General features: G+C 66.1%; 22 protein-coding genes, 1 tRNA gene and 1 riboswitch. Of the genes, 10 read left to right on the plus strand and 13 right to left on the minus strand.

Annotated features, from left to right (window positions below; genetic code table 11):
• Positions 1-378: 378 nt before the first annotated feature.
• The 4 genes from ACGFI6_RS30190 to ACGFI6_RS30205 all read right to left on the minus strand — a co-directional run bounded on the left by ACGFI6_RS30190 (position 379) and on the right by ACGFI6_RS30205 (position 2,701).
• The gene (locus tag ACGFI6_RS30190; protein ID WP_393124481.1) at positions 379-948 is read right to left on the minus strand and encodes a GNAT family N-acetyltransferase; all 570 of its coding nucleotides are present in this window, start codon (positions 946-948) and stop codon (positions 379-381) included.
• A 184-nt stretch (positions 949-1,132) separates the two neighbouring features.
• Positions 1,133-1,531 carry an Imm1 family immunity protein gene (locus ACGFI6_RS30195; protein ID WP_393124483.1) on the minus strand — a complete coding sequence of 133 codons (399 nt, stop codon included), beginning with the start codon at positions 1,529-1,531 and terminating at the stop codon, positions 1,133-1,135.
• Positions 1,528-2,265 carry a DddA-like double-stranded DNA deaminase toxin gene (locus tag ACGFI6_RS30200; RefSeq protein ID WP_393124711.1) on the minus strand — a complete coding sequence of 246 codons (738 nt, stop codon included), beginning with the start codon at positions 2,263-2,265 and terminating at the stop codon, positions 1,528-1,530. The genes ACGFI6_RS30195 and ACGFI6_RS30200 overlap by 4 nt, the downstream gene beginning before the upstream one ends.
• A gap of 175 nt (positions 2,266-2,440) precedes the next feature.
• The gene (locus ACGFI6_RS30205; RefSeq protein WP_329005405.1) at positions 2,441-2,701 is read right to left on the minus strand and encodes a hypothetical protein; all 261 of its coding nucleotides are present in this window, start codon (positions 2,699-2,701) and stop codon (positions 2,441-2,443) included.
• Positions 2,702-2,810: 109 nt separating this feature from the next.
• On the opposite strand from ACGFI6_RS30205, the gene ACGFI6_RS30210 reads away from it, so the two are divergent.
• Entirely contained in the window at positions 2,811-3,335 is a 525-nt protein-coding gene (locus ACGFI6_RS30210; RefSeq protein ID WP_393124485.1) for a hypothetical protein, read from the plus strand.
• Positions 3,336-3,368: 33 nt separating this feature from the next.
• On the opposite strand, the gene ACGFI6_RS30215 is transcribed toward ACGFI6_RS30210, so the two are convergent.
• Entirely contained in the window at positions 3,369-4,211 is an 843-nt protein-coding gene (locus tag ACGFI6_RS30215) for a class I SAM-dependent methyltransferase (protein ID WP_393124487.1), read from the minus strand.
• Between the two features lie 1,087 nt (positions 4,212-5,298).
• On the opposite strand from ACGFI6_RS30215, the gene ACGFI6_RS30220 reads away from it, so the two are divergent.
• The 4 genes from ACGFI6_RS30220 to ACGFI6_RS30235 all read left to right on the plus strand — a co-directional run bounded on the left by ACGFI6_RS30220 (position 5,299) and on the right by ACGFI6_RS30235 (position 11,395).
• Positions 5,299-6,420 carry a helix-turn-helix domain-containing protein gene (locus tag ACGFI6_RS30220; RefSeq protein ID WP_393124489.1) on the plus strand — a complete coding sequence of 374 codons (1,122 nt, stop codon included), beginning with the start codon at positions 5,299-5,301 and terminating at the stop codon, positions 6,418-6,420.
• 16 nt (positions 6,421-6,436) lie between these two features.
• Positions 6,437-7,012: an HD family hydrolase gene (locus ACGFI6_RS30225; protein ID WP_393124491.1), complete on the plus strand. Its 576-nt coding sequence runs from the start codon at positions 6,437-6,439 to the stop codon at positions 7,010-7,012.
• Positions 7,013-7,319: 307 nt separating this feature from the next.
• Complete coding sequence (mobF, locus tag ACGFI6_RS30230; RefSeq protein WP_393124493.1) at positions 7,320-10,934, plus strand: MobF family relaxase; 3,615 nt, start codon at positions 7,320-7,322, stop codon at positions 10,932-10,934.
• Between the two features lie 122 nt (positions 10,935-11,056).
• On the plus strand, positions 11,057-11,395 hold the full coding sequence (locus ACGFI6_RS30235; protein ID WP_393124495.1) for a DUF3024 domain-containing protein: 339 nt from the start codon (positions 11,057-11,059) through the stop codon (positions 11,393-11,395).
• A 1,699-nt stretch (positions 11,396-13,094) separates the two neighbouring features.
• Here ACGFI6_RS30235 and ACGFI6_RS30240 read toward each other — a convergent pair.
• Both ACGFI6_RS30240 and ACGFI6_RS30245 read right to left on the minus strand, forming a co-directional pair.
• The gene (locus ACGFI6_RS30240) at positions 13,095-14,525 is read right to left on the minus strand and encodes a helix-turn-helix domain-containing protein (RefSeq protein ID WP_393124497.1); all 1,431 of its coding nucleotides are present in this window, start codon (positions 14,523-14,525) and stop codon (positions 13,095-13,097) included.
• Positions 14,526-14,770: 245 nt separating this feature from the next.
• Positions 14,771-14,843: transfer RNA gene (locus ACGFI6_RS30245), tRNA-Lys, on the minus strand.
• A 445-nt stretch (positions 14,844-15,288) separates the two neighbouring features.
• Here ACGFI6_RS30245 and ACGFI6_RS30250 point away from each other — a divergent pair.
• On the plus strand, positions 15,289-15,687 hold the full coding sequence (locus tag ACGFI6_RS30250) for a G5 domain-containing protein (protein ID WP_393124499.1): 399 nt from the start codon (positions 15,289-15,291) through the stop codon (positions 15,685-15,687).
• 8 nt (positions 15,688-15,695) lie between these two features.
• Here the strand turns inward: ACGFI6_RS30250 and ACGFI6_RS30255 are convergent, their stop codons facing one another.
• Genes ACGFI6_RS30255 through ACGFI6_RS30265 form a run of 3 tightly spaced genes read right to left on the minus strand, consistent with a single transcriptional unit; the run spans position 15,696 to position 17,082 of the window.
• Positions 15,696-16,202, minus strand: coding sequence for a YceI family protein (locus ACGFI6_RS30255; protein ID WP_393124500.1), 507 nt, complete (start codon positions 16,200-16,202; stop codon positions 15,696-15,698).
• A gap of 31 nt (positions 16,203-16,233) precedes the next feature.
• Entirely contained in the window at positions 16,234-16,647 is a 414-nt protein-coding gene (locus ACGFI6_RS30260; RefSeq protein WP_393124502.1) for a pyridoxamine 5'-phosphate oxidase family protein, read from the minus strand.
• Between the two features lie 33 nt (positions 16,648-16,680).
• A complete protein-coding gene (locus ACGFI6_RS30265) occupies positions 16,681-17,082 on the minus strand; it encodes a hypothetical protein (RefSeq protein ID WP_393124504.1) in 402 nt (133 codons plus the stop codon).
• A gap of 18 nt (positions 17,083-17,100) precedes the next feature.
• Between ACGFI6_RS30265 and ACGFI6_RS30270 the strand changes: the two genes are divergently transcribed.
• The 3 genes from ACGFI6_RS30270 to ACGFI6_RS30280 all read left to right on the plus strand — a co-directional run bounded on the left by ACGFI6_RS30270 (position 17,101) and on the right by ACGFI6_RS30280 (position 19,270).
• Positions 17,101-18,042, plus strand: a complete 942-nt coding sequence (locus ACGFI6_RS30270) for a DUF5937 family protein (protein ID WP_393124506.1) — start codon at positions 17,101-17,103, stop codon at positions 18,040-18,042.
• 144 nt (positions 18,043-18,186) lie between these two features.
• Positions 18,187-18,297: riboswitch (TPP riboswitch) on the plus strand.
• A complete protein-coding gene (gene thiS / locus ACGFI6_RS30275; protein ID WP_393124508.1) occupies positions 18,291-18,494 on the plus strand; it encodes a sulfur carrier protein ThiS in 204 nt (67 codons plus the stop codon). Its footprint overlaps the riboswitch before it by 7 nt.
• Positions 18,495-18,496: 2 nt before the next feature.
• The gene (locus tag ACGFI6_RS30280) at positions 18,497-19,270 is read left to right on the plus strand and encodes a thiazole synthase (RefSeq protein ID WP_393124510.1); all 774 of its coding nucleotides are present in this window, start codon (positions 18,497-18,499) and stop codon (positions 19,268-19,270) included.
• On the opposite strand, the gene ACGFI6_RS30285 is transcribed toward ACGFI6_RS30280, so the two are convergent.
• Positions 19,245-21,101: a DUF6807 family protein gene (locus ACGFI6_RS30285; protein WP_393124512.1), complete on the minus strand. Its 1,857-nt coding sequence runs from the start codon at positions 21,099-21,101 to the stop codon at positions 19,245-19,247. The two genes, ACGFI6_RS30280 and ACGFI6_RS30285, sit on opposite strands and share 26 nt — an antisense overlap.
• An 81-nt stretch (positions 21,102-21,182) precedes the next feature.
• On the opposite strand from ACGFI6_RS30285, the gene ACGFI6_RS30290 reads away from it, so the two are divergent.
• Entirely contained in the window at positions 21,183-21,569 is a 387-nt protein-coding gene (locus tag ACGFI6_RS30290) for a RidA family protein (protein WP_393124514.1), read from the plus strand.
• 161 nt (positions 21,570-21,730) lie between these two features.
• Here ACGFI6_RS30290 and ACGFI6_RS30295 read toward each other — a convergent pair whose 3' ends face one another.
• Together ACGFI6_RS30295 and ACGFI6_RS30300 are read right to left on the minus strand one after the other, a co-directional pair.
• Entirely contained in the window at positions 21,731-22,603 is an 873-nt protein-coding gene (locus ACGFI6_RS30295; RefSeq protein WP_393124516.1) for a serine hydrolase, read from the minus strand.
• A complete protein-coding gene (locus ACGFI6_RS30300) occupies positions 22,600-23,472 on the minus strand; it encodes a LysR family transcriptional regulator (RefSeq protein ID WP_393124518.1) in 873 nt (290 codons plus the stop codon). Before ACGFI6_RS30300 ends, ACGFI6_RS30295 begins: the two co-directional genes overlap by 4 nt.
• Positions 23,473-23,526: the final 54 nt, after the last annotated feature.

Below are 23,526 nucleotides of genomic sequence, written 5' to 3' on the forward strand. Positions count from 1 at the left end.
CTTGCACTGCTAAGTCTGTCGCCCCAACGACCCAGGCTCGCTCGATGTCCGACCGCCTGCTCCACCTCGTGGTGCTCCATCCAGAAGATGAGTGGTCCCACAGCCGCCAGCGGGCTGAAGTCCCAGACCTCTCGCTCGGAGTCGGGCTTGATCGCCCAAGGATCCCAAGTCATGTTCCGGCTCGTTTCTTCCTGCTCAGCCGACGTGGAAGACTTCAGAACGCCGCAACTGTGCCCCGATCTGTTCCTCCGTTGCCGTACTTCGGGCACCGAACTCGTGACCGGAACCTACACCCTTGATGAAGCCAGTTCGTTCGCTACGGCAGTTTCGTCCGCAAGCGCGCGAAAACTGCATCCGCGATCCCGAACCGGTGATTGCTCACGATCGTGATCCCTTCCTCGAGAGGTCAGAGGTCTTGCTGTTGTGCAAGGGGAGCACGTCTATGTCCTCAACGGGCCAGTGCGGGTACGTCTGCGTTGTTCCAACCTTCTTCCATCCCCAGCGTTGATACATCGCATGAGCCTGTGCACCTGGGCGGGAGATGAGACTCGCGAAGGGCTCTGGACGGCCGGCGAGGAGAGCGTCGACAAGCTGGCGGGAGAAGCCGCGGCCACGGAAGTCGGTGTGTACGCCGAGCTCGATCACCGCGAACAGAGGGCCTGAAGCAACGTCTGCAGGAGGCGGATCAGTCTTGACACCGGTCCACCATCGTCCAGGCGGGAAGGTAAATCCGTACGAGAACCCGACGAGGCGCCCGTCGAGCTCCCCGGCGACGAGAACGAAGCCGTCCAGGCCGGCATGTTTCGTGATCCGGAACTCGAACTGTTCGATGTCTTCCTCCGACATCTCGTACGGAGATTCGGAGTAGGCGTTCGCGTAGAGCGGTTTTAGTCTCGGGACGAGTTCAAGCGTCTCGGTCCCCGTACGGCGGATCAAAGTCAGGGTCATGGTCGCTCCCTGTCGTAAGCCGCTGGCACCCTTGAGTCAGGTATCAATGGTTGGGCCGGAAGCCAGATGTGCCCCCGTCCCGAGCGATCAGCCAATTGCTCGCAACCATTGGCGGCAGTTCGGCAGGACGAAGTCTCGACCGGCCACACCATACGCGTATGTTCTATCTTCGCCATGGGAGCGCTTAGTCGGCTGCCAGCTCCCAGGCCACCAGCTCAGGACGTCTGCCAGTGGCGAAGAACTCGGAAACCGCTGCACGAGCCTCCTTCACGGTGATCGCGCTGCCTTTGCCCATGGTCGTCGGCACGCCGCCATAGTCGAAGGTGGCTTCCTGCGGCTCGGCGAGGGTGCCGGCTGAGCGGTACTTTGCGGAGCCATCGACGTCGTCGTAGAGCGTCAAGGAACTGAAGGCTGCGCCTAGTCCAATGTTCATCGTGGTGAGCTCGTCCGCACTGACCAATTCGACCCAGGTCGGCCGCGGCAGACTTGCGACTCGGTCAAGCAGCTCGTCGAGCGCGGCCTGGCTGCCTATGCGCTGCTGTCCCGCGTCATCGTCGTAGTAGGCCGTCAAGAAGTCGTTCATGCGAGTCCTCTCCCATCACCGATGTAGACCTTATAGCCGCCTGGCCAATAGACCGTCAGCTTGGCACCGGGTGGCAACTGCCACGGCAACGTGTTGTCGCAGCCGTACCGTCCACCGCAGGGACGCTTGTTCACGTACAGGGTCATTTCTCGAGGCATTCCAGCCCGCCGCATGAGTGCTGCCGCGTGGCCCTCCGCGTGTTCTCGCGCAGAGTCGAGGCTGGCGGTTCGGCCGCCGAGACCTGGCGCCGTACCTCCGGGTCCTCGCGTCCCGCTGCGCACATGAATCACGCCTCCACCGTCCGGCCTGGTCAGAATTCCGGATGTCGGCCCGACGTCTCCCGGCCGCTCGGGTAGTCGCCGAAAGATCCGCTCGATGAACGGAGCGGGCTCCGGCTGATCTCCAGCCTGATCACTGGCGCCACTGTCCTGCGGTCGATCGTCGGCGGTGCCCGGCGAAGGCGGTTCATCTTCCTCTGCGCTCATCTCATCGCCGGCCCGCGCGGGCTCGTCCGGCTTGTTGGCTTGCGGTTCGTCGTCACGGTCGTCACGCCGCCGGTCCGCGGGAGGGGTGCTGCCACCTGGCCCTAATCGTTCACCCCTCAAGCCACCGCTCGGCTCGGCGGCTCGAACGCCGTTCACCATCTGCTCGACCCACTGCTTCGCTCGAGACTCGGCCTGAGACAAGTAGTGAGCTGCCTCTGCGCAGCGCCTTCCCGCTTCATCGAGTTGCATGGCGGCGATTCGGGCGCTTGGGTTGTTACTGGTGCTCCCGATCCATGCCGCGGCTTCGCGGCACTTTCTCGCTCGGTCATGCAGGTAGCCGACCGCCCGCGGAGTCTCGTTCAGGCAGGCGAGCAACTGTTCAGCGACCCGCTGCAGCTCGGATGGCACGCGCTGCCTCGGTTGGCTAAATCTGGTCGGCGTAGCCGCGACATCCGGCTTCGGCGATTTGCAGCGACTGGACGGCTTGGTCGACCGACTTCGCGGCGGCGTCCAGCATCGTCGCGATGTCCTGGTCGGCGCGGGTTGCTGTGCCGCGGATGAGGGCCTGCACCTGCTGGCTGGACTGTTCGAAGCGCTGCTTGAAGCCAGCCAAGCTGGCTGCGCCCTGCCTCGACTGATCAGCCAAACCGTGCAGTTGCATCTTCATCTGTTCGACTTGGGACATGTACGGCTCCTCACTTGGTTAGACAGTCAGCGATCTGCTGAAGTCCGGATTGACAAGCCGCGCGGTGGCGCGGCAATGATGTTCCCGATACGGGAGGACGATCAGGCAGATGATTCGACGCAAGAACGCCTTGTTGGACACAGCTCTCGCCTGCGTGGAGCGTGATATTCCGGTGCAGGCGGCAACTATCGCGGGCACGCCGGACGGTGACTGGATCACCGATGCCGATGCTGCCTGCGCCGTCTGGGACGTCGCCGAGCCACCGAACCTGGCGGTCACGTCGTGCCCGACCGTGGCGATCTGGCGCCTGCCGCGGATCGCCGGCGCTTACGGCAAGCGGCTGTACGAGCAGGATCGACCTGGGATCTGGCCGCCGACGATGAAGCTGCCTGACGGCAACTGGATCACCTGCACACTCCAGCCCGAAACCAACCTCGGCCCGTTGGCTACCGGCGTTGAGTACGTCGAGCCTGGGATACCCGTGGTCATCCCACCGTCGACGACCACGGATGGCCGGCTGAGGTGGGACGGGTCGAACTTCCCGCTCCATCCACTGCCGAGCGCCGACGCGGTCCTGTCGAAGGTGCTGCGTGCCGAAGAGGAGTACGTCGAGCTGCACGGCCGGCTCGGCTGAGATCACGCCAGCCGTGCAGCAGGACACGACGGCTCAGCCCTTCTGGCCAACGGCCAGGAACAACGAACTGGCCGCCACCAGCTCGGGCATCCGGTCTGCCATGCGAGAGCACTCCAGCGCCGTGTCGAGCGGGTCGTGCTCGGCCAGCTTGCCGGTGTAGGGCTGGTTCTTGAAGTGGGCGTCGAGCATGACCGTCAGCCAGCCGCCCGGACCGGTGAGACCGAAGATGTTGACCGGCCGCAGCCCTGCGCTGATGAGTTCGCTGCGTAGCTCGCTTTCGCGGTGGTAGTAGCAGTGCGCCATTCGCTCGTTGTCGGCGCTGTGGCCGGTCTCCAGGATGTCGCGCACGATGCCGTGCCGAGTCAAGAGGGTGTTGGCGAGCGTGGAACCAATCAGGTTCGCTGCTCGGTTGATCGCCACCGCAGCGAGCACGCCACCAGGACGCAAGACCCGCAAAGCCTCGCGAAGTGCCAGGCGGCGGTCGCTTGCCTCCGGCAAGTGGTAGAGCGGTCCTGCCATCAGTACGGCGTCGAACGACTGGTTCGACCATGGCAGTCGGCGGCCGTCGCCAAGCTGGGCGGTGATGCCTGCCGCGTTGGCCTGGTCGACGTGACGCTGGACCGGGTCGAGCAACACGACGTCGTGCCCTTGATCGCGGAGCCAGCCAGCGTGGACACCGGGACCGCCGCCGATGTCAGCTACGCGGGCGGGTGCCGGCGGGAACCACTGCCCGAGGAAGTCATAGAGGCGGGCCTGCTCCAGTCGGCCCTTCACGGTGGAACTCAACCGGGCCGACTCGTCCCAACGACTCGAGTAATGCGCGTCGATCGCGGGATTGATGGTTGGCCTATCCAGCGGGATTACGGGCGTATCCACTGCACTCCTATCGTCGGGGTAGAACAGCGGGCGGGCGTCCGCTCTGCAGGCAGTGCGCCTGCCCGCTGGTCTTGAACAGCGGTGGCTGGGTAGCTGCTCGCCCGGGCGCTACGCACCAACCGCCCAGCCAACCGACACCGAAGCACCCGTCCGTGCCTCGGTGCTGAGCGGCTGACACAGAACGGACTCGCTTTCGCGTCCCGTGCCAGCCGGCATCTGAACGACCCCTGGCCGAGCCCTCCACAGGGGAAGGAAGACGCGAGCAAGGACCGCGATGTGGCGGGACCAGCAGCTCACGGCGATCGCTCCGCGAGCTGACGGCCAAAGGAGGACCGTTGCCGGCCCCACCAGATCATCTGCCGTTCCCTGACTGACTGCGGTCAGAGGCAACTGCCTGCGGCATTGCGGGCTCGTTGGAGATCCGAAGACTGATGAATCGCCCGCGCATGCCCGACTCGTAAGCGGCCGCATCGTCCGGGTCGCCGACGTACTCCGCGATGAGGTGCGGACCGAACCAGACGCACACGCGGCGATCCGTCGGATGCGACCGCGGGTTAGCGCTCATTTGTCACTCACGTCCTGGTGCGCAGGCTCGTCAGCGTCACACGTCGAGCGTACTTGGAGCCCGTTGGAACAGCGGGCGGGCGCAGGTGCAGGGACCGGTACGCCCGCCCGCTGGCTTGAGGAGACAAGGTCAGGCGACGAGCCGACGGGCTCTAACCCGTCAGGTGGAGATAGATAGATGACCTCGCTGGCACCACGGTGACCGTGCACGGCAAGGACCGCGCGCACCCCCGCCTCGTAGAACGTCGTCGAAGCATGCTCGTGGCGCCATCGGAGGGACACGGATCCGTCCGTCCACTCGGTTCCCTCCGCGACGATGCCCGTGCCACTCACACCGGACACATCAACGTGTCGCAGCAGAAAGAAGACCCTGGGAACTCTTGATCGCATGTCCGCAGTCACCATCCGCAGATCCAGATCCATCGGCATGTCGACAACGATGACGCGGCGTTGACCTATCCTGAACTCACTGTGAGTACGGGTGGTTCGCGTGATGTAGCGCGGCTTGAGGGAAGGCTCGCCGGTGCGTGGTCCTGAAACACAGACCGACATGCCGGGTTTCTCGATGCCTGGGGATCACCACGGTGTGATTTCGGGCTATGTCCTCAAGATGCTGCGCGGCTCGATCGGCATGACTCAGACATCGCTCGCGGAACGACTCGGGGTCGACGTCAGCACCGTCCAGGGCTGGGAGACCGGCCGCCGGTCGCTGACCTCGCTGCGAGTCTCCGGCTTCCGGCGGCTGCAGACACGTCTGGCGGCGTTTGGTGCACCTGCCGCAGGTGTGGCCTCGCTGCACGATGCCGTCGAAGCGGACGAACTGCTCGGCCAAATCACGAGCGGCGAGCTGGGCAACGCCGACGTCCAGCAGCATCCACTGGCCTCGACTGTCCACCGGCGGCGCCTGGTGAACCTGGTGACCTGGCCGTTCACGGGAATCACACCTCCGCAGCTCCGCGACCTGCCGGCCAAGCCGGGCCGAGGACCTGTGGCATCGCACCCGGTCCTCACCATCGCGGCTCAGCATGAGTTCTTCGATCAATTACTGAGTGTGGCGGAACAGGCATCGCCTGAGGACATGCCCGTCCTGCGACGGCAGGCGACCTACCTGCTCGGCTTCGACAAACGCCAGGAATCTGCCGACTGGCTCGCGGCGCATCACAAACATGCATTCAACGGCAGCACGACGGCGAATCTCACCGGTGGCATCGCGGCACGCTCAGCGGCAGTCGCACTAGCCAGACACGGCGACGCGGATCCGCTGCGCTACTTCATCGACAACACGCTGAGCGACGAACGACATGCAGCCGCGAACCTCACCTACTGGGCCTACTGGCTCGGAGAGATCAACGAGGCTCATGCCGATGACTCCTACCTGATCACCGCGAAGTCGACTCGAAGATGGTCAGGAGCGCGGCTAGCGAACCACCTGCTCGAACATCTGACAGATCAGGTGAATGCTCCGCTGAACATCCACAGCCTCTGGCAGCTGGTGCTCGCACGTCCGGAGCTGTTGGAGTACGACAGAGAACTACGGCAACGAACAGGCGAGCGGGTCGAAGCAGCGCTGGACGACAGACCCGCTGACAGCAGCACCGTAGAGTTGAACAATCTGCGGTGCGCTGTGCAGTTGGCCAACCGATGATCGAAACGGAGTAATCGTGACCGATGACGCTACCGACCGGGACGCAGCAGGAGTCGTCGCCTTCGCCTACGAGATGGGCGTACTCAAGCGACTCCGTCGGGCCGGATGGTGGCATGTCGGCGTCCGCGACCCCGAGTCCGTCGCAGAGCACAGCCTGCGCGTTGCCCAGCTCGCAGCGCTGATCGCCAGCGAGGAGGGCGGCGATCCGGTACGGGCGGCGTACCTCGGGATGTGGCACGACTCGCAGGAAACACGCATCGGCGACATCCCACACAGCGCCAAGCCGTACATGGATGTCGCAAGCAACGAACGCATCACCGAAGACCAGGTCGCCGTACTTCCCGAGGCGGCCGCCAAGAGCATCCGCGAAGCCGTCACCGAGTACGAGGCCGCCGAAACGATCGAGGCACGCTGCGCCAAAGACGCCGACCGCCTCGAATGCCTCATGCAAGCCGTCGAATACGGCGAAGCCGGCTACAAGCGTGTCACTGGCTGGATCGAGTCCTCCCGCGCCCGCATCCAGACCGACTTCGGCCGCCGGCTTGCCGAGGCAGCTCTTCAAACCTCACCACTCGCCTGGCGAGACCGCTGACACTCCCATTCATGGGCGGGTCACCGCGCAACGCCATGCCAGCCGTCGCTCGTCCTCCCCGAGGGCTGCGGTGATTTGTCAGGTCTCGACGAATAAGTGAAGGCGCTGACTCCGAGCGCAGTAACACCGCAGCGGGTCGACGAGGGTCGCTGGCCATGAAACGACAGCCTCGATCCGATCACACCTCTTGCATGCTCGGCGCGCCACCGCGAGCGCTGCAGCGATCAAACCATTGACCGCTCATCCGTTGAGCTTGCATGCGCGAACTAGCGAACCCATTCAACCGCCACGTTCCGGGCGGGCAGCTGTGCTGAGTATCCACCGGTTGAACGCCGGAGAGGGGTACCTGTACCTGCTTCGGCATGTCGCCGCAGGGGACGTTGATCGGCGGATGGCTACGCCGCTGACGGCGTACTACACCGCGTCGGGATACCCACCCGGCCGTTGGATGGGCCAGGGCCTCAGCGGTCTGGGCGACGGCGAGTTGTTGCCCGGAAGCGAGGTGAACGAGGTGCAGATGGCCGCACTGTTCGGACGTGCGGAAGATCCACTGACCAGCCGGACACTCGGCGAGCCCTACCGTGTTTTCAAAGGTCCGGAAGAGCGGATCCAGGACCGGATCCGCGATCTCGACCCAGCCCTGCATGCCGCCGAACGCGACCGTGCGGCCGCGCGGATCCGGCGCGAGGAGATGCGGAAGAAGTCACGGCAGGCAGTCGCCGGGTTCGACCTGACGTTCTCGCCGGTCAAGTCCGTCTCGGCGCTGTGGGCGACCGCCGATGTGGGAACCCAGGAGCAGATCGTCGCCGCCCATCACGAGGCGGTCGCCGACGTGTTGTCGCTGATCGAGCAGCACGCGGCGTTCACCAGGAGCGGTGATGGCGGCATCGCGCAACTGGATACCCGCGGGCTGATCGCCGCGGCGTTCGATCACTGGGACAGTCGCAGCGGCGACCCGCAACTGCATACCCACGTGGTCGTCGCGAACCGCGTACAAGGCCCCGACGGCGCGTGGCGGACCCTGGATGGACGGGTGCTGTACCGGGCCGCAGTGGCGATGTCGGAGATCCACAACGTGCTCCTCGCCGACCATCTCACCCACCGTCTCGGCGTGAACTGGGAGCTGCGCGAACGCGGCCCCCGGCGGAATCCGGCGTTCGAAATCGACGCGATTCCCGACGACCTGATCCGCAAATTCTCGGCCAGAACCGCACAGATCGAAGCCAACCTCAGCGACCTTCTCGACGACCGTGCCGACCAGATCCACCCGCCTAGCCGCAGCGAAATGTACGCCCTACGGCAGCAAGCAACCTTGATGAATCGGCCGTCCAAGCATCTGGCTCAACCCCTCGCCGCACTCATGTCGCAGTGGCGAAATCGCGCCGACCAGGCCATCGGACACGACGCCGTTGCCGCCATCCAACGCTCCCTAGACGCAGCCGGCCATCGCCTCTTGGCGGCAGCGGACCTGAGCACCGAGACGCTCGACGCGTACGGTGCCGCGACGGTCCTGACTCTGCAAACCAAACGGGCGACCTGGACGCGCTGGAACCTCCTCGCCGAGGCCGCACGCCAAACACGGCTCCTCCGATTCGTCTCCGCCACCGACCGGTTCGCCACGCTGCAGGCGATCCTCGAACGCGCCGAGCAGCTGTCGATCAGCCTCACCGCACCCGACCTGGTGACCAGCCCCGTCACCCGTGCCAGCGGCGACAGTGTTTTCACGATCCACAACGGCCAGATCTACACCTCGCCCGTGATCCTCGGCGCCGAAGCAGTTCTGCTCGACCTGGCCCGCGACACCAACGGACCCGCCATCGCCCCAGGCGCGATCAACTCGACTGGTCTGAGCGCCGACAAGGCTCACGCCCTCCGCAGGATCTCGACCAGCCGCCAGAAACTCGAAGCCCTCATTGGTCCCGCCGGCACCGGCAAAACCAGCCTCTTGTCCGCTCTCACTGCTAGTTGGGAATCGGTGCATGGCGAAGGATCGATCATCGCTCTCGCACCATCTTCTGCTGCCTCAACAGTCCTGTCCGACATGATCGGCGTACCGACCGAGAACATCGCCAAGTGGATCTACGAGTCCGCCGGCCTCGGCGCCGAACAACGCCGCGAACAGATCCTGCAGACCGAGCACGCCACCAACCTCGCGGACCGGGCGCGGCGCCGTGCCCGGCATCAGCGACTTACGGTTCAGCTCGCAATGCTCAGAGCCGATCGCGATCGGTGGAGTTTCCGGAAGAACCAACTCGTCATCATCGACGAGGCCTCCATGGCCAGCACCATGGAACTCGCCACCCTCGCCCGCGCCACCAACGCCGCAGGCGCGAAACTCGTCCTGGTGGGCGACGACGCCCAACTCTCCGCCGCCGATACCGGCGGCGCCTTCCGCCTCATCGCAACAGACACCCAAGCCGCCGAGCTCACCGACGTCTGGCGCTTCACCAACCCCTGGGAACGAGACGCCAGCCTCGCACTGCGCCGCGGCGAGCTCAGCGCCATCGACGTGTACGACGATCACAACCGGCTCGCCGCCGGCTCAAGTGAGGCCATGGAAGACGCCGTTTACAAGGCCTGGCTCAAAGACACACGGGCGGGCAGGACCAGTCTGCTGGTCGCCGCCGACAACACGACCGTCGCTCGCCTCAACGCCCGCGCACGACTCGACCGCATCACCACCGGCGAAGTCGAACCCGACGGCATCGAACTCCATAACGGCAACCACGTCGGCCTCGGCGACCACATCGTCACCCGCCTCAACAACCGCCGCCTCCACTACGGCGCCAAGAACTACATCAAGAATGGCGACCACTGGACCGTCATCCGCCGCTGGGCCGACGGCTCCCTCACCGTCCAAAACCACACCGGCGACACCGTCGCCCTGCCCAGCACCTACGTCCAGGAATCCGTCGAACTCGCATACGCCACCACAGCCCACCGAGCCCAAGGCGCGACCGTCGACACCGCCCACCTACTAGTCACCGACCAACTCAACCGAGCCCTGACGTACGTCGGGATGACCCGCGGCCGCGACGCCAACAACGCGTACGTCGCCACCCACCAAAGCACCTCAGACCCCCACGAACCTCACCCCGAACAGAGCATGCAGGATGTCCTCGAAGCCGTCCTCAGCGACCCCGGAGTCGAGCAATCAGCGCACGAAGTCATGCGCCAAGAACTCGACAACGCGACCCGCCTCGACCGCCTGATCCCCATCCACGAGCACCTATGCCAGCTCGACGCCAAGAAGCGCTACCAACCCGCCATCACCGCCTCCGGCCTCGATCGAGCCGACCAGGCAGCACTTCAAGCCTCCCCCGCCTATGGCCCGCTCATCGCCGAACTCCGCCGCGCCGAAAACGCCGGCCTGAACATCACTGACCTACTCCACCGCGCCGTCAACCAATCACCACTCACAACCGCCAATGACCTCGCCGCGGTCATCCACCACAGAGCGCAACGCCTGACCGCCCGCGCACTACACAAGACCGGCCGCCGCCCAGCACAGATCGCCGGCCTCATCACCCCCGCCACCCACGTCAGCGACCCCACACTGATCGGGCCACTCCGCGAACTCGAATCCCAGATCATCGAACGCACCAACTGGCTCGCCGACCAGCTACTCCGCAACCCACCCGGCTGGTACCGCGACTTGCATCGCACAGCCGGCGAGCCTCCAGACCAGAAACTCGCCGAGCTCGTCCGCGAGATCGCCGCCCACCGAGAGCGCTACCAGATCCAGGGCCACTCGATCGTCGGAGATCCCCCGCCACCCAACGCAGTCGAGCGACGCCGCCAGCACTTCCGGCTCACGAACATGCTTGCTGACTTCTCAGCAGACTCTGCCCAACGGGCGGCGGACGGCGCGGGATTCGCGGAGGTGCCGACACAGCCCATCCCGCCACTACAGGCAGACTGACATCGCCAGTCAGGTGATTGGCGAGAATCTAGCCAAGCGTGGTCGGTAGGGTCTGAGGAGAGACGATCGCCCACCGGCGTGCGTCCATCAAGACGCCGGCCAGCCAACGGATGATGATCTGAATGGCTCTCCCCGAACTGGACATCGCGCGTGTACAGCGGTGGTGTGCCACACGGGTCCCAGCGCACGCCCGCGAGCAACTGCACCTCGAGTGCGAACTCGCCCAGCGCCACCTGACGATCGTCGAACGGCGACTGCCATGGCACGAGGACCTCGGGCCAGATTGGACCACCTCTCCGATCGCTCGCCTGCGCTACAACGCCACCGACAAGTCCTGGACGTTGTACTGGAGCGACCAGCACCAACGCTTCCACCTCTACGACCGACTGGCCCCATCACGAAGCATCGACGACCTACTGGCCGAGATCGACCGCGACCCCGTTAGCACCTTCTGGGGCTAACTGCACTCCTCCGCAAGGCTGCCCTGTTCCGACGCGACACACTGGTTGAGCAGCGGACCATTGCGCGCTTCGTGTGTCACTGCGGCTTGCCCCGGACGGTGCCGGTCGGGAGCCCGCTGGCTGCCAACGACCCGCTGCGGCGTACCGAGTCCGACTCACCCAAGGAACCACAACCGGCCAGCCACGTGCTGCCCTTACTCCAGATCACCAGCCAGCGTTGGTGACGTGGCCAGCACCGAGTCGATCGCCGCGGCCCGTGGATCTCGGCAAGGCCCTGCCGCCAATAACGCCACCGCGTCCAGCCAGACAGTGGCGTCGGCGTCGAGGGACCGCGTGCACCAGAGCCGCCAGTCCACCGGCTCCGCACGATCGATCTCGCACAGAGACGTCGGTCGCGCGCGCCCTGCGATCCAATTCGCGGCCGCCCAGCACTGTCCAGCGTCGGGCAAGGCCCCCAGCAACCGTGCCCGCGCGCGTCCCATCGGCAATCATCCGCACGATCATCCGCACGATGCCTCCAGGACGGCGTCGCTCTCGCCGCCACTACAGGCAGAATATGATGTCCGTCACACACCCATGTGGCGGCCACGCGTGCCAGTACCCGTATTCATCGCTCAATGTCACTCTGCGTAGATGTCGGGGCTAGCCCAGCCGTAACCCTCCGGAGCGACGGAATGCATTCCCAGGGCCACTGGTAAACCAGCGGACTAACGCGTCGTATATCCTTATCGGAAGGTGGCCAGCGGCGCCTGGGAAACCAGGATCCGTCCACCTCGGAATCGCAGTCACTTGCCCCCTTTGGGGCGAGCGCCGGCCTCGAGATTTCTCGAGACGTGGCGCTCCCTCAAAGGAAAGTAGGTGATGAATGTGACCGAGTTGGATGGCCCCCAGTCAGACGATCCGGACAACGAGAAGCCGTCCCGGTGGCGCCGCGCTCTTGAGCTTGTGACTCAAGCGGCACTCGCCGGAACGGCTCTCGTAGGCCTGTACGCCGCAATCCGTGGTCTGACTGGCCAGTAGTACTGTCAGGGGCCTTGCTCGACTGCCATCGAGTGAGGCCCCTGACTGACTTAGGTGGGACCTAACCGGCTCCTGACAACCTCTACTGTACACATGCTTAGTGTTGCGACATAGACGAAGTCTAAAGTCTTGCCGTTATTATGCATCACGAAATCGTCGGAAAAGATGCCCTTACTAAGCCTACTAGTAGCTAGAAAGTTCCCACTGCTAGTCCTACTAGTGGCCCGAAAGATGACCGACTTCTTTGAAAGATGTGTGTACCGCGCTTAGCGTTCGCGACCCGCACAAGGCGTGGAGCTAGCTGCATGCAGCATGTTGGTAGTCGCGTGCGAGGTTTCGGCGACTTCTAAAGTCAGATCACTAACCACCCGTCAGGCTCGCAAGTTGCTAACGCTGCGCAACATCAAGTGAGTGATGCTCCGCCCGTTGATCTGCGGCTCGCGGGTGTGCAGGCTCCCAGGCGAGGACCTCCGCAGTGTCTGAGGGCACGCCAGCGCTAGTCCGGCGAGCCCTCAGATCGATCATGCAACGGAGATATCTGCCGGTCTTTCTAGAGAAGGCGTCATACGCGGCAGGATGTGATTGACGCCTGCAACGGAAGCGATCGACATCGACATCTGGTCCCAGGCCGACCCGGCTGCGACTGCCGCCGTCTGACTCTGGCGAGGCGATGCTGTTCTCACCAGAGGTTGAGGTCGGTGAACTCTTGGTCGAGGGCGGCTGCCGCGGAGGGGTTGTGGATTCGGCGGCCCATGTAGACGTCTTGGGTTATGGAGACTTGGGCTTGGCCTAGGTGGTCGGCTATCTGGCGGGCGGATTGACCTCGGCGATCTAGGGCGGTGGCGGTGGTTTTGCGGAAGGTGTGGGAGCGGATCCAGGTGAGGGCGTCTGAGGGTGAGGGTTGGGCTGCTTGGTCGACTTGGGTGCTGAGCGCGGGTGATTTGTCGAGGTTTATGCGGTAGGTCTTGACGAGGGTGGCTACGAGTTCGCGGTCGAGCTTGATGCGGCCGGTCTCGATCAGCTCGAGTCTGGTCTTTGGCCAGCCGAGTTTCGTGGCGACCTGTTTGCGGGTGAGGCCGGCTTCGAGGCGGATGGATCGGAGGGTCTCACCTAGGTCGCGGCGGGCGGTGCTGGCTACGGGGGACAGTGCGCGGCGGAGGGCTCGGCGGACGTTGGAGGGGTCTCGGAAGCCTCCGAGGGAGTCGGCGAAGATCGGTTCGTCGGGGAGGATGCCGGCTGCGTGGCGGCGGCGGAGCATGGTGACGGCCCAGTCTGGGAGGGGTAGGGCGCGTTCGCCGGCCTTGGACTTCGGGGCCTTCCGGAGCAAGCCTTGGCCTGGGACGCGAACCATTGTGTGAGTGATCTCGACTGCGCCGGACTCGAGGTTGACCTGTGACCAGAGGACGGCGAGCGACTCGCCGATTCGGACGCCTGTTCCGAGCATGAAGAGGACCAGGTCCGGCAGGTCAGCTCGTACGGCGGTTTTGTCGGTGGTCAGGAGTTGCCGTAGGCTGGCGATCTCTTCGTTGGTGAGTGAGCGGGGCGGGTCCTTCGGGCGGGCCTCGATCGCTTCGACCTCGCGGACCGGATTGACGGTCAGGGCGCCATACCGGACGGCTAGTTGCATCATGCCGGAGACGACTGCGCGGCAGGTCTTCGCTGTGGATCGACCGGCAGTGCGCTTGATGGTACCGATGACTCTGTCGATGCGTGGCGTGGTGGCCTCACAGATCAGCAGTTCACCAAGGGCAGGGCGTACGTGGTTCTTGATGGCTGTGCGGTACGTCGTGAGGGTCGTCGGTGATCGACGGCCGTCTTCGATGCGTTCCTCGAACTTCTCGATCCACAGGTCGATGAGGTCGTTGATCTTGTCCGTCGGGCTCAGCTCGCCGTACTGCGTGAGCTTGGCCCGGTCTCTCAGCTTCGTGACTAGGCGGTGCTCGGCTGCGCCCTTGGTCTTGGCGGACGCGGTGACCTCACGCGTACGTCCGTCGTGGTCACGGAAGTACGCGGACGCGCGCCAGGAGACCACCTTGCCCTCGGCGTCCTTCCTCTCAGCACGAGATCGGACGTGGCCCCACGTTCCGATCGGAAGGTGCGGTCTGCTCATCTCGGCCCTCCACAGTCCAGCTGCACGTGGCGGGTCAACGGCTGGGCGGGCCGGGGATCGGACGAAACGAGAGCAGTGCGACAGGTCGCGATACGTCGCTCAACAACGCGCAGCCTGCTGGCTGCGCGGAGCCGCCGATCCCCCGCAGACGGGCATGCATCGGCCACTGTGAGTATTGGCAGAGTTTGCGCAGACACGACTTTCACGGCCGGGGCGCCGATGTGCGCCTGACCTGCGGAAACTTGTAGGCCCCGTGGGACTCGAACCCACAACCCGCGGATTAAAAGTCCGCTGCTCTGCCAGTTGAGCTAGAGGCCCTCAGGTGGTGTGGGGAACAGTGTGTCAGGTTTGGTGGGGGTTTGCTTGGTGGGGGGCGGGGTGAGGGGTTGCGTGGTTACGGGGCGTGGTGGTACAGATCGGAATTCGCCCGGGTGGTCCGGGCGCTGACAATCCTGCCGCGGGGGGAACCGACGGCGGGTTGGGGGGATACATCGTGGTGTTGTTTCGTGTTGCGCTGGGGTCGGTTGCGCTGGTTGTGGCGGCTGGGGGGTGTGGGGCGGATTCGGGTACGTCGGCTGTTGGGGAGCCGGCCGCGCCGATCAGCTCGCAGACCACTGCTGTGCCGAGTTCGGTCGCGACGGTTGATCCGGGTACTACTCCGAGTGCGGGTGGGAGTGTGACTCCGGCGGAGGCGGGTGGTACGCCGGCGGTGACACCTCGGACCTCTCGGAAGCCGACGCCGCGGCCGTCGGTGAGGGAAGTTGTGGAGTTCCGGGTGATTCCGTTCAAGAAGAAGACGGTGACGGATGACTCGGTGGCGAAGGGTGAGAAGTCGGTGCGGACCTCGGGGGTGAACGGGACTCGGCGGCTTACGTATCGGGTGACGTACGTGAATGGGGCTCAGACGGCGAAGAAGCTGGTCAAGCAGGAGGTGGCCAAGGAGCCTCGTACGCAGATCACCGTCGTTGGGACGAAGGTTGATGAGCCGGCTTCGGGCCGTGGGTGCGATCCGAACTACAGCGGGTGTGTGCCGATCGCTAGTGATGTTGATTGCTCGGGTGGGAGTGGGAACGGGCCGGAGTACGTGCAGGGTCCGATTCGGGTGACTGGTTCCGACATCTATCGGCTTGATGCCGATCACGACGGGATCGCCTGCGAGTAGACCGCGGCTCAGTGGTGGCGGGTGGCGAGGATGTCCAGGTCGAGTTGAACGTCTGCGCGTACCAACGCGGTCGTGAAGGCGTTCCAGTTGGCGTTCCACGCGTGGCGGTCGATCGTGAGGGACGCGGTGAAGCGGAGGTCGTCACCCGCGGCGGCCAGCTCGAACGGTACGGTCAGCGAGCACGTCGTACCGCGGATCGTCAGGTCGCCTGTTACGTCGTGGCGTTGCTTGGCCACCTCGATGACCTTTGTCGTCACGAACGTGATCGCCGGGTACGTCGTGGCGCCGAGGAAGTCCTTGGCCAGTTGGGCGTCTCGGCGGTGGTTGCCGGTTTCGATGCTGGCTGGCTGGACTGTTAGGCGGGCGGTCGACTCGGATGGGTTGGCGTCGAGGTGCGCGGTGCCTTCGAAGTCTTTGAAGTGCCCGCGAACCTTGGCGCCGCCTCGGTGGGCGGCGATGAAGCCGATCCGGGTCCGGTGCGGGTCCACGACGAAGTCACCATTCAGCTCAGCCATACCCGGTACGACGAGGCAGCCCGCCGAAGTGTCAGCCGATGACGCCGGTGGTGACGTGTTGGGGGGTGATGTTGAACATTGCGTCCTCTGGTGGGTTGGCCAGGTACGCGGCGCGGGCCTCTTCGGGGAGGTATTTGGTGACCATCACGTGGAGCAAGGCGTCGTCGAGGGGCAGCAGTTCGGCCACACCTTGCATGTTGACGTAGCGGGCGGTGGGGCCGTCGGCGGTTTGGACGGAGAGGGATAGCTGGCCGGAGCCGGTTCGGTGTAGGCGGGTCTTTTTGGACTTGGCCGGGGTCATCACCTGGAACTTGCCGGGTAGGTGATGGAACCAGACTGGCGTGACGTGTGGCGCCCGGCCGGGGTCGTCGATCGCTAGGACCGCCACCAAGGGGCGTGCGAGGAATTCGGCTATTTCGTCGTCGGTCATTGTGCGGAACGCCATGGTGCCTCCCTGTTCGTGCAGGAGACTCTCCCATTAGCCGCCGACAGTTCGGGTTGCCAGAGAAGCGGCGACTTCGAGGAGGGCGTCGTGGTAGTCCTGGCTCGTTAGGTCGGTGAGGGTGGTGGGGAGCCAGAAGCCGGCGCGGCCGGCTCGGACTCGTTCGATCTGGTGGAGGGCTGCGGGGCTGTAGACCGCCTTGACGCGCCAGTTGGTCAGTTGGTGGGTCTGGACCTTCGCGGCCACGTACCGGGCGGATCCGCGACCGCGTCCGACCACCTCGACGGTCTCCCAACCCATGCCGCCGAAGCCGTCGGGGACGTAGAGCTTCGCGCCTGCCGAGAAGATCTTCAGGCCGCGACGGGTCTCAACGCCACCGGGTCCGTACGGGCGTTCCTCGGCGACGTTCGCGACAATGCACCAAACGGCGACGGTCATCCAGCTAGCCTAAGTTCGGTGCTCACGTACGTCCTGAATTCGCAGGATCTTGCCGATGTCCGGTTCGCGGTCTCGCCGGTATCGGAGATGGTGCTGTCGTTGCGGGCGCTTCGCGATCCTGGGCGCTTCCCGTTGCAGCTCGGGTGGGTACGGGCCGTTCAGCCGCAGGTCGCCGGCCTCGACTGGGACGTACTGCGCTGGCTCGTCAACGACACCATGGGCAGCCCGGACTTCCTGACGCCGCGGCCCACGTCGCCACTCACCCAGCTGTCCGATGAGCTCGACCTGATCGCGCAGGTCGACAGCACCACCTTCCGCAACCAACTCGTCGCGGTGAACGGCGAACTCCCGGACGACCTGAGCATCGACAAGATCATCGAGGCCCTCAACGAGTACTGGCAGACCATGATGGCGCCGTACTGGAACCGCATGCGCACCCTGCTCTCCGCCGACATCAGCTATCGCGGCCATGTCCTCACGCAGCAAGGGACCGGAGCGATGCTGAACGGACTCGGGCCCGCGATCAGCTTCGCGGACGGGCGGCTCAAGGTCGATCGTGTCGCGGCGCTGAGTCGTACTGAGGAGATCAATGGGCGTGGGCTCGTACTGCAGCCGACCCTCTTCGGACCGCATGCCGTGATCCCGTTCGATCCCGGTGCAGATCCGCTGCTCGGCTACCCGCCGCGCGGGCAGGCGCACTTGTGGTCGGTGGTTGCGCCGCCGTCGCGGCACGATCTGGCGCAGTTGATCGGTACGCCGCGGGCGCGCATCCTCGAGCTGCTCACCCATCCTCGTACGACGACGGATCTGGCCGGTGAGCTGAAGGTCACGCCGTCCGCGGTCAGCCAGCACCTCCAGCTGCTCCGTCGCACGGGCCTGGTGGAATCCGAACGCACCGGCAAACAGGTCCTCTACCGCCCCACCGAACTCGCCGACCTCCTCACCGGCGCCGGCGCCTGAGCCAACGGACAGCTCGACAGGACGTATCGCCCAGTGAGCCTCCGATCGGACCGCCGCCAGGCGTGCGAGCGGACGTAGTAGACGTACACGTCCTGTCCAGCTGCACGACGTGAGCTCGTGTGGGACGGAGGCGTGAGCTAGAGTCGAGGTGTCCGCGGGAGCTCGCAGGGAGTGGGCTGAGAGGGTGACTCGCCGTCACCGACCGCTGAACCTGAATCGGGTAATTCCGGCGTAGGGAGGAGGCCCTGATGGAGTCCGTGTGGGTGAACGGTGCGGCGGTCGACGTGCCGGCCGGCAAGTCGGTGGCCGAGCTGATCTCGGAGTATTCCGACCGCACCACCGGGATCGCAGTCGCGGTGAACCAGAACGTGCTGACCAAGTCCGAATGGGCGCAGACCACGGTGCGTCCGGGCGACCGGGTCGAGATCGTCAGCGCGACGCAGGGAGGCTGAAGATGGACGATCCACTGGAGCTCGGCGGGCGCACCTACAATTCCCGTCTCATCATGGGGACCGGCGGTTCGGCCAACCTTGAGGTGCTGGAGGAGGCATTGATTGCCTCCGGCACCCAACTCACCACGGTCGCGATGCGCCGCCTCGGCACCGGGCACGAGGGCTCGGTCCTGGACGTACTCAAGAAGCACAGCATCGACGTACTGCCCAACACGGCCGGCTGCCACACCGCCGCCGAGGCCGTACTGACCGCCAAGCTCGCCCGCGAGGCGCTGGAGACCGACCTGATCAAGGTCGAGGTCGTTGCCGACGACCACCTTCTCCTGCCCGACCCGATCGAGCTGCTGGATGCCGTGGATGCCTTGGTGGCGGACGGTTTCACTGTGCTGCCGTACACGAACGACGACCCGATCCTGGCCCGCCGGCTGGAGCAGGCGGGGTGCGCGGCGGTGATGCCGTTGGCCGCACCCATCGGTTCGGCGCTCGGCATCCGGAACCCGCACAACCTCGCGCTGATCGCCGAGGCTGCGAAGGTCCCGGTGATCGTCGATGCCGGCATCGGTACGGCTAGTGATGCCGCGCTGGCGATGGAGCTCGGCTGCGATGCGGTGATGCTCGCGACCCCGGTGACGCGCGCCGAGAAGCCCGCGCTGATGGCCGCCGCGATGCGCGACGCCGTCTCCGCGGGGCGGAACGCCCGTCTGGCCGGTCGAGTGCCAAGAAGATGGCAGTCGGCGCTCGCATCCTCGCCTACAACTGGCCTGCCAGCGTTTTAGCCTCGTCCGCGTCCAGCGCCCGATCGAGCAGTACTGCGGTCAAGGACAGCGACAGCTCCTGGTTCGGTGGCAGCACCAACGGTTCGTCCCACGCCAGCGCCGGACACGCTCCGACGTACGCCTCCGTCCGCAAGAACCACGGCCAAACCCGCTCCGGCTGCACCAGTAACAGGCTGACCTCGCCCTGGACGAAAGCGAGCCACGGGCTGGACGACCCGAACGCCGCATCCAGCCCGTCACCGTCAGCGCTCAGTACGGTGGTCGCGGCAACAGGCAGTCGCCAGAAGATCCCCCCGTACGCCGCCCCTTCGCGCCCCGACGTTGCGGGGCTGTCGATCTGGATCGGGCCGTAGCGGGCCGTCAGCACACTGCGCCAATCGAGCCGCCAGCCGCCGAAGGCCAGGGCACTGGTGAGGCGCCGGCGCTCGACCAGTTGCGGCCGGCCCTGCTCGTCGTACCAGGTGATGTCGTCGGTCAGCTCGCGGTCGTCGATCGTGACGCCGCGGCTGCGTTGCTGACCGTGGTTCCGCAGCAGGGTCGGGCCTTGGCCGCGGATGTACGTCCGCGCACCCCAGTGCGAGGTGCCGTTGACCTGCGGGATCGCGAGCGAGACGCCGTAATGATGCCGATGATCGACTGGGCTGGCCTCGGTCAAGCGATGCCCGCCGAGGGTCCGTACGGGATGCAGGTACGGCCGTGGGGCGTGCACCTGCGGCATCCGCCGGCCGAACTCGTACCGCGCGAGCAGCCCTGCCGAACTGCCGAGCTCGAAGATGTCGCCCTGCTGCTGCCACCCGATCCGGTCGTCCCCTGTCACTGGCCGCGGCTCCTGCGGCACCGGACCGGTACTCGCCCGCACCGCCAGCCGCAATTCCGGTACGCCGTCCGCCCCGTCCGCAGCACCGCCGATCGACGCGAGCAACCGCTGCCACGCCAACTCCCCCAGGTCCTTTTGCGGCACCCGCACGGTCGTCAGCGACGGTACGGCGAACCGCGCCAGCCCGATGTCGTCCATCCCGGTGACCGACAGATCGGCCGGTACGGCGACGCCGACCTCGTTGAGCCGCGCCAGCAACCCGAACGCGACCAGATCGTTGAACGCGACGACCGCGGTCACCTGCGCCTCGAGCACCCGTTCCACGGCGGCGTACCCGTCCTCGATCGACCGGCCACACTCCAGCCGGACGAGGTCCAGCCCCGGGATCTCCCGCTCAGCGACCTCAAGCGCCTCCAACCGCAGCCTGTTCGACGAACTCGCCGCGGGACCCGACAAGAACGCGAGCCGCCGATGCCCGAGGCCGACCAGGTGGTCGACGACGATCCGTACGGCGCGGCCGTAGTCGACGACCACCGACGGGACCTCGGGAGGCCCTTGCCGGTTGACGAGGATCACCGGCTGCACCTCGGGCAGCAGTTCGAGCAGCCGTTCCTCGTCGATCCGTGGCGAGACCATGATCAGCGCGTCGCAGCGCCGTCGCGCCTCGCTCGCGATCGCCGCCTCGGCCTCCGGGTCCTCGTCGGTCTCGGCGACCAGGACCTTGTAGCCGGCTGCAGCCGACGCGTTCGTGATGCCGCGGAGGATCTGCTGGAACAACGGGTTGCCGAGGTCCGGGACGACCAGGGCGACCATGTTCGTCCGGCCCAGCGACAGGCTTCGCGCCAGGTCGTTCGGCCGGTAGTTGAGCTGCTCGGCCGCGGCACGCACTCGCGCGACAATCTCGGGTGCGACACTGAGACGGCCGTTCATCACCCGGGACACGGTCGCCCGCGACACCTCCGCCGCCCGCGCGACGTCGGCGATCGTGATCGTGTCCTTCGGTGTCCGGCCCACGCCCGTATCCTCTCGCGATGGAAACCGGTTTCTCAACCCTCGGTGTGATCGGATAGGGCCCTACCCGAAACGGAGGAACAGGTGACTCGACTGGAGTATCCGCAGGTCCAGGGCGTTGCCCCCGGCAACGGCTACAGCCATGTGGTGACCGGAACCGGCCAGTGGGTCGCGGTCTCGGGACAGCTCGCACTGGACCTCGACGGCAAGCTGATCGGGGTCGGTGACCCTGGCGCGCAGGCCGAGCAGGTCTTCGCGAACCTCGAACGCTGCCTCGCGACGGTCGGCGCCACCTTCGAGAACGTCGTGAAGCTGACGTTCTTCCTCACCGACGTCGGCTACCTGCCGGCGATCCGTACGGTCCGCGACAAGTACATCCCCGGACCGAAGCCCGCCAGTACGGCGCTGCAGATCGCCGCCCTGGCCGTCCCGGACGCCCTGATGGAAATCGAGGCGTACGCAATCGTCTGACGCTCGAGCTAGCAGGGCTAGTCGGGCTAGCGGCGCTCGTGGGGCTAGCAGTGCTCGTCGGGGTAGCAGTGCTCGTCTGGCTAGCGGCGCTCGTCGGGCTAGCGGTGCTCGTCTGGCTAGCGGTGCTCGTCTGGCTAGCAGGGCTCGTCAGGCGAGCAGTGCTAGCGAAGTGTGTCGACGGCGAGGCGGGCGGCTTCGCCGATGGCGGTGTCGACGCGGGGCTGGCGGACGTCGCCGCGGGCCGCGAGCGTGAAGACCGCGATCGCGTACGCCGATCCGCCGGGCAGCGTGATCACGCCGACCTCGTGCCGCAGCGCGCCGAACGTCCCGGTCTTCCCCGCGACCCGTACCTCGTCGTACGGGAATCCGGACGCCAGCCGGTGCAGGAACACCTGCCGATGCATCGTCGCCTTCACGAACTCGGTCTGCCCGGGCGACAGCAACTCCCCCGCCCACAACCGGCGCAGCAGCGACGTCATGTCCCTAGCGGTGCTCGCCGACGCGTTCGCCGCCTCGTAGACCCCAGCCGGATCGGTCCGGTCGTTGTCCGCGAGGACGGCGAGTGCCGCGTCCGGGTCGTTCGTTCCGGTACGTCTTTGGAGATCGGTCAGATTGCCCGCGGTCCCGCGACGTACCCACGTCCGCTGCAGACCGAACTCCGTGAGCATCCCGGCCAGCCGCCGCAGCCCGACGAGATCCAGCAGCGCGTCCGCGGACGCATTGTCGGAGACCGTCATCATCGACAGCGCGAGGTCCCGCAACGACGCCGTCACCGGGTCCGCGAACGCCGACAGCCCGGTCGGCCCGGCGGTCCGCGCGGACGGGTCGAGCGTGAGCTGCTGCCGCGGGTCGAGCTCACCGAGATCGACCAGTCGGCAGAACCCAGCCAGTAGCGGGAGCTTGTAGACCGACGCGAGCGGCACGATCCCGTCGCCGTCCACCTGGACGGTCGACTCCGGCTCGTCCAGCGCCACCGCATGCAGCCAGCCGCGGACGCCGGCATCTTCGAACACCGTACGGATCCGGGCGTTCACGAGGCGAGCGCTTCCGTGAGCTGTGCCATCACGTCGTTCGGGCGGAGGAACGGCGTCCGTGTCCTCGACCAGACGAGCCGCAGGCGTAATGGCAGCGGATCGTCGGCCAGCCGATGGCGCGTGACGCCGGGCGCGGCGAGCAGCGGATCCGCGGTCACCATCGCCGCCTGCCCTGCGGCAGCCATCGCCAAGCCCGCGCGTTCGTCGGTCACCACGACCGTCCCGCCCGTGGGTCGGTGCAGTGCGAGCGTGTCGAGGAAGAGGTCGCGCGCCGCCGGTGCCTCGGTTCGTGGGCGTACGGCGATCGGCAGACCGCCCAACTGCCGCAACCGGACCACGTCGGCATCCGCAACACCCGCTGGCAACAGGACCCACGTCGGGAGCAGAGCGACCGGGCCCGCCTCCAACCCGTCGAGCACGGTGGGATGCGCGACGACGGCGAGGGTCAGACGTCCCGTACTGACCTGATTGACCAGCGAGCTCGTCGGCGCGGTCACGACGGAGACCCGACTGCCCGCAAGCACCTCGCCGGAGGCGGCGGCCACCGCAGCACCGGCCGATGGTGGGACCTCCGGCGCCAGGCCGATGCGGATCTCCGGGCCTTCCGGGTCGCGCTCGACTGCCGCCTGGTGGAGTTCCTCGATCGAGGTCAGGGCGCGGCGCGCGTACGGGAGCAGGGCGACGCCGGCCGGCGTCAGCTCGACGCCGCCGGCACCGCGTTCGAAGAGCTTGGCGCCGACCAGCGCTTCGAGTCGGCGCAGGCCCTGGGAGAGCGGCGGCTGGGTGATGCCGACGATCCGCGCCGCGTCGCCGAAGTGCTGCTCCTCGGCGAGGGCTACGAAAATCTGCAGATGCCGTTCGGTCAGCATGGACCCGGCTGACCTGCGGTGATATCTCTAGACAATCGGCTCATGCCCGAGAGC

Source organism: Kribbella sp. NPDC048928, assembly GCF_043197975.1.
In the GTDB taxonomy this organism is placed as follows: Bacteria; Actinomycetota; Actinomycetes; order Propionibacteriales; family Kribbellaceae; genus Kribbella.

Coding starts and splice junctions, on each gene's coding strand:
- ACGFI6_RS30190 (WP_393124481.1), bottom strand. CDS start 948: ATGACCCTGACTTTGATCCGCCGTACGGGGACCGAGACGCTTGAACTC.
- ACGFI6_RS30195 (WP_393124483.1), bottom strand. CDS start 1,531: ATGAACGACTTCTTGACGGCCTACTACGACGATGACGCGGGACAGCAG.
- ACGFI6_RS30200 (WP_393124711.1), bottom strand. CDS start 2,265: ATGCAACTCGATGAAGCGGGAAGGCGCTGCGCAGAGGCAGCTCACTAC.
- ACGFI6_RS30205 (WP_329005405.1), bottom strand. CDS start 2,701: ATGTCCCAAGTCGAACAGATGAAGATGCAACTGCACGGTTTGGCTGAT.
- ACGFI6_RS30210 (WP_393124485.1), top strand. CDS start 2,811: ATGATTCGACGCAAGAACGCCTTGTTGGACACAGCTCTCGCCTGCGTG.
- ACGFI6_RS30235 (WP_393124495.1), top strand. CDS start 11,057: ATGGCTCTCCCCGAACTGGACATCGCGCGTGTACAGCGGTGGTGTGCC.
- ACGFI6_RS30240 (WP_393124497.1), bottom strand. CDS start 14,525: ATGAGCAGACCGCACCTTCCGATCGGAACGTGGGGCCACGTCCGATCT.
- ACGFI6_RS30255 (WP_393124500.1), bottom strand. CDS start 16,202: ATGGCTGAGCTGAATGGTGACTTCGTCGTGGACCCGCACCGGACCCGG.
- ACGFI6_RS30260 (WP_393124502.1), bottom strand. CDS start 16,647: ATGGCGTTCCGCACAATGACCGACGACGAAATAGCCGAATTCCTCGCA.
- ACGFI6_RS30265 (WP_393124504.1), bottom strand. CDS start 17,082: ATGACCGTCGCCGTTTGGTGCATTGTCGCGAACGTCGCCGAGGAACGC.
- thiS (WP_393124508.1), top strand. CDS start 18,291: ATGGAGTCCGTGTGGGTGAACGGTGCGGCGGTCGACGTGCCGGCCGGC.
- ACGFI6_RS30280 (WP_393124510.1), top strand. CDS start 18,497: ATGGACGATCCACTGGAGCTCGGCGGGCGCACCTACAATTCCCGTCTC.
- ACGFI6_RS30300 (WP_393124518.1), bottom strand. CDS start 23,472: ATGCTGACCGAACGGCATCTGCAGATTTTCGTAGCCCTCGCCGAGGAG.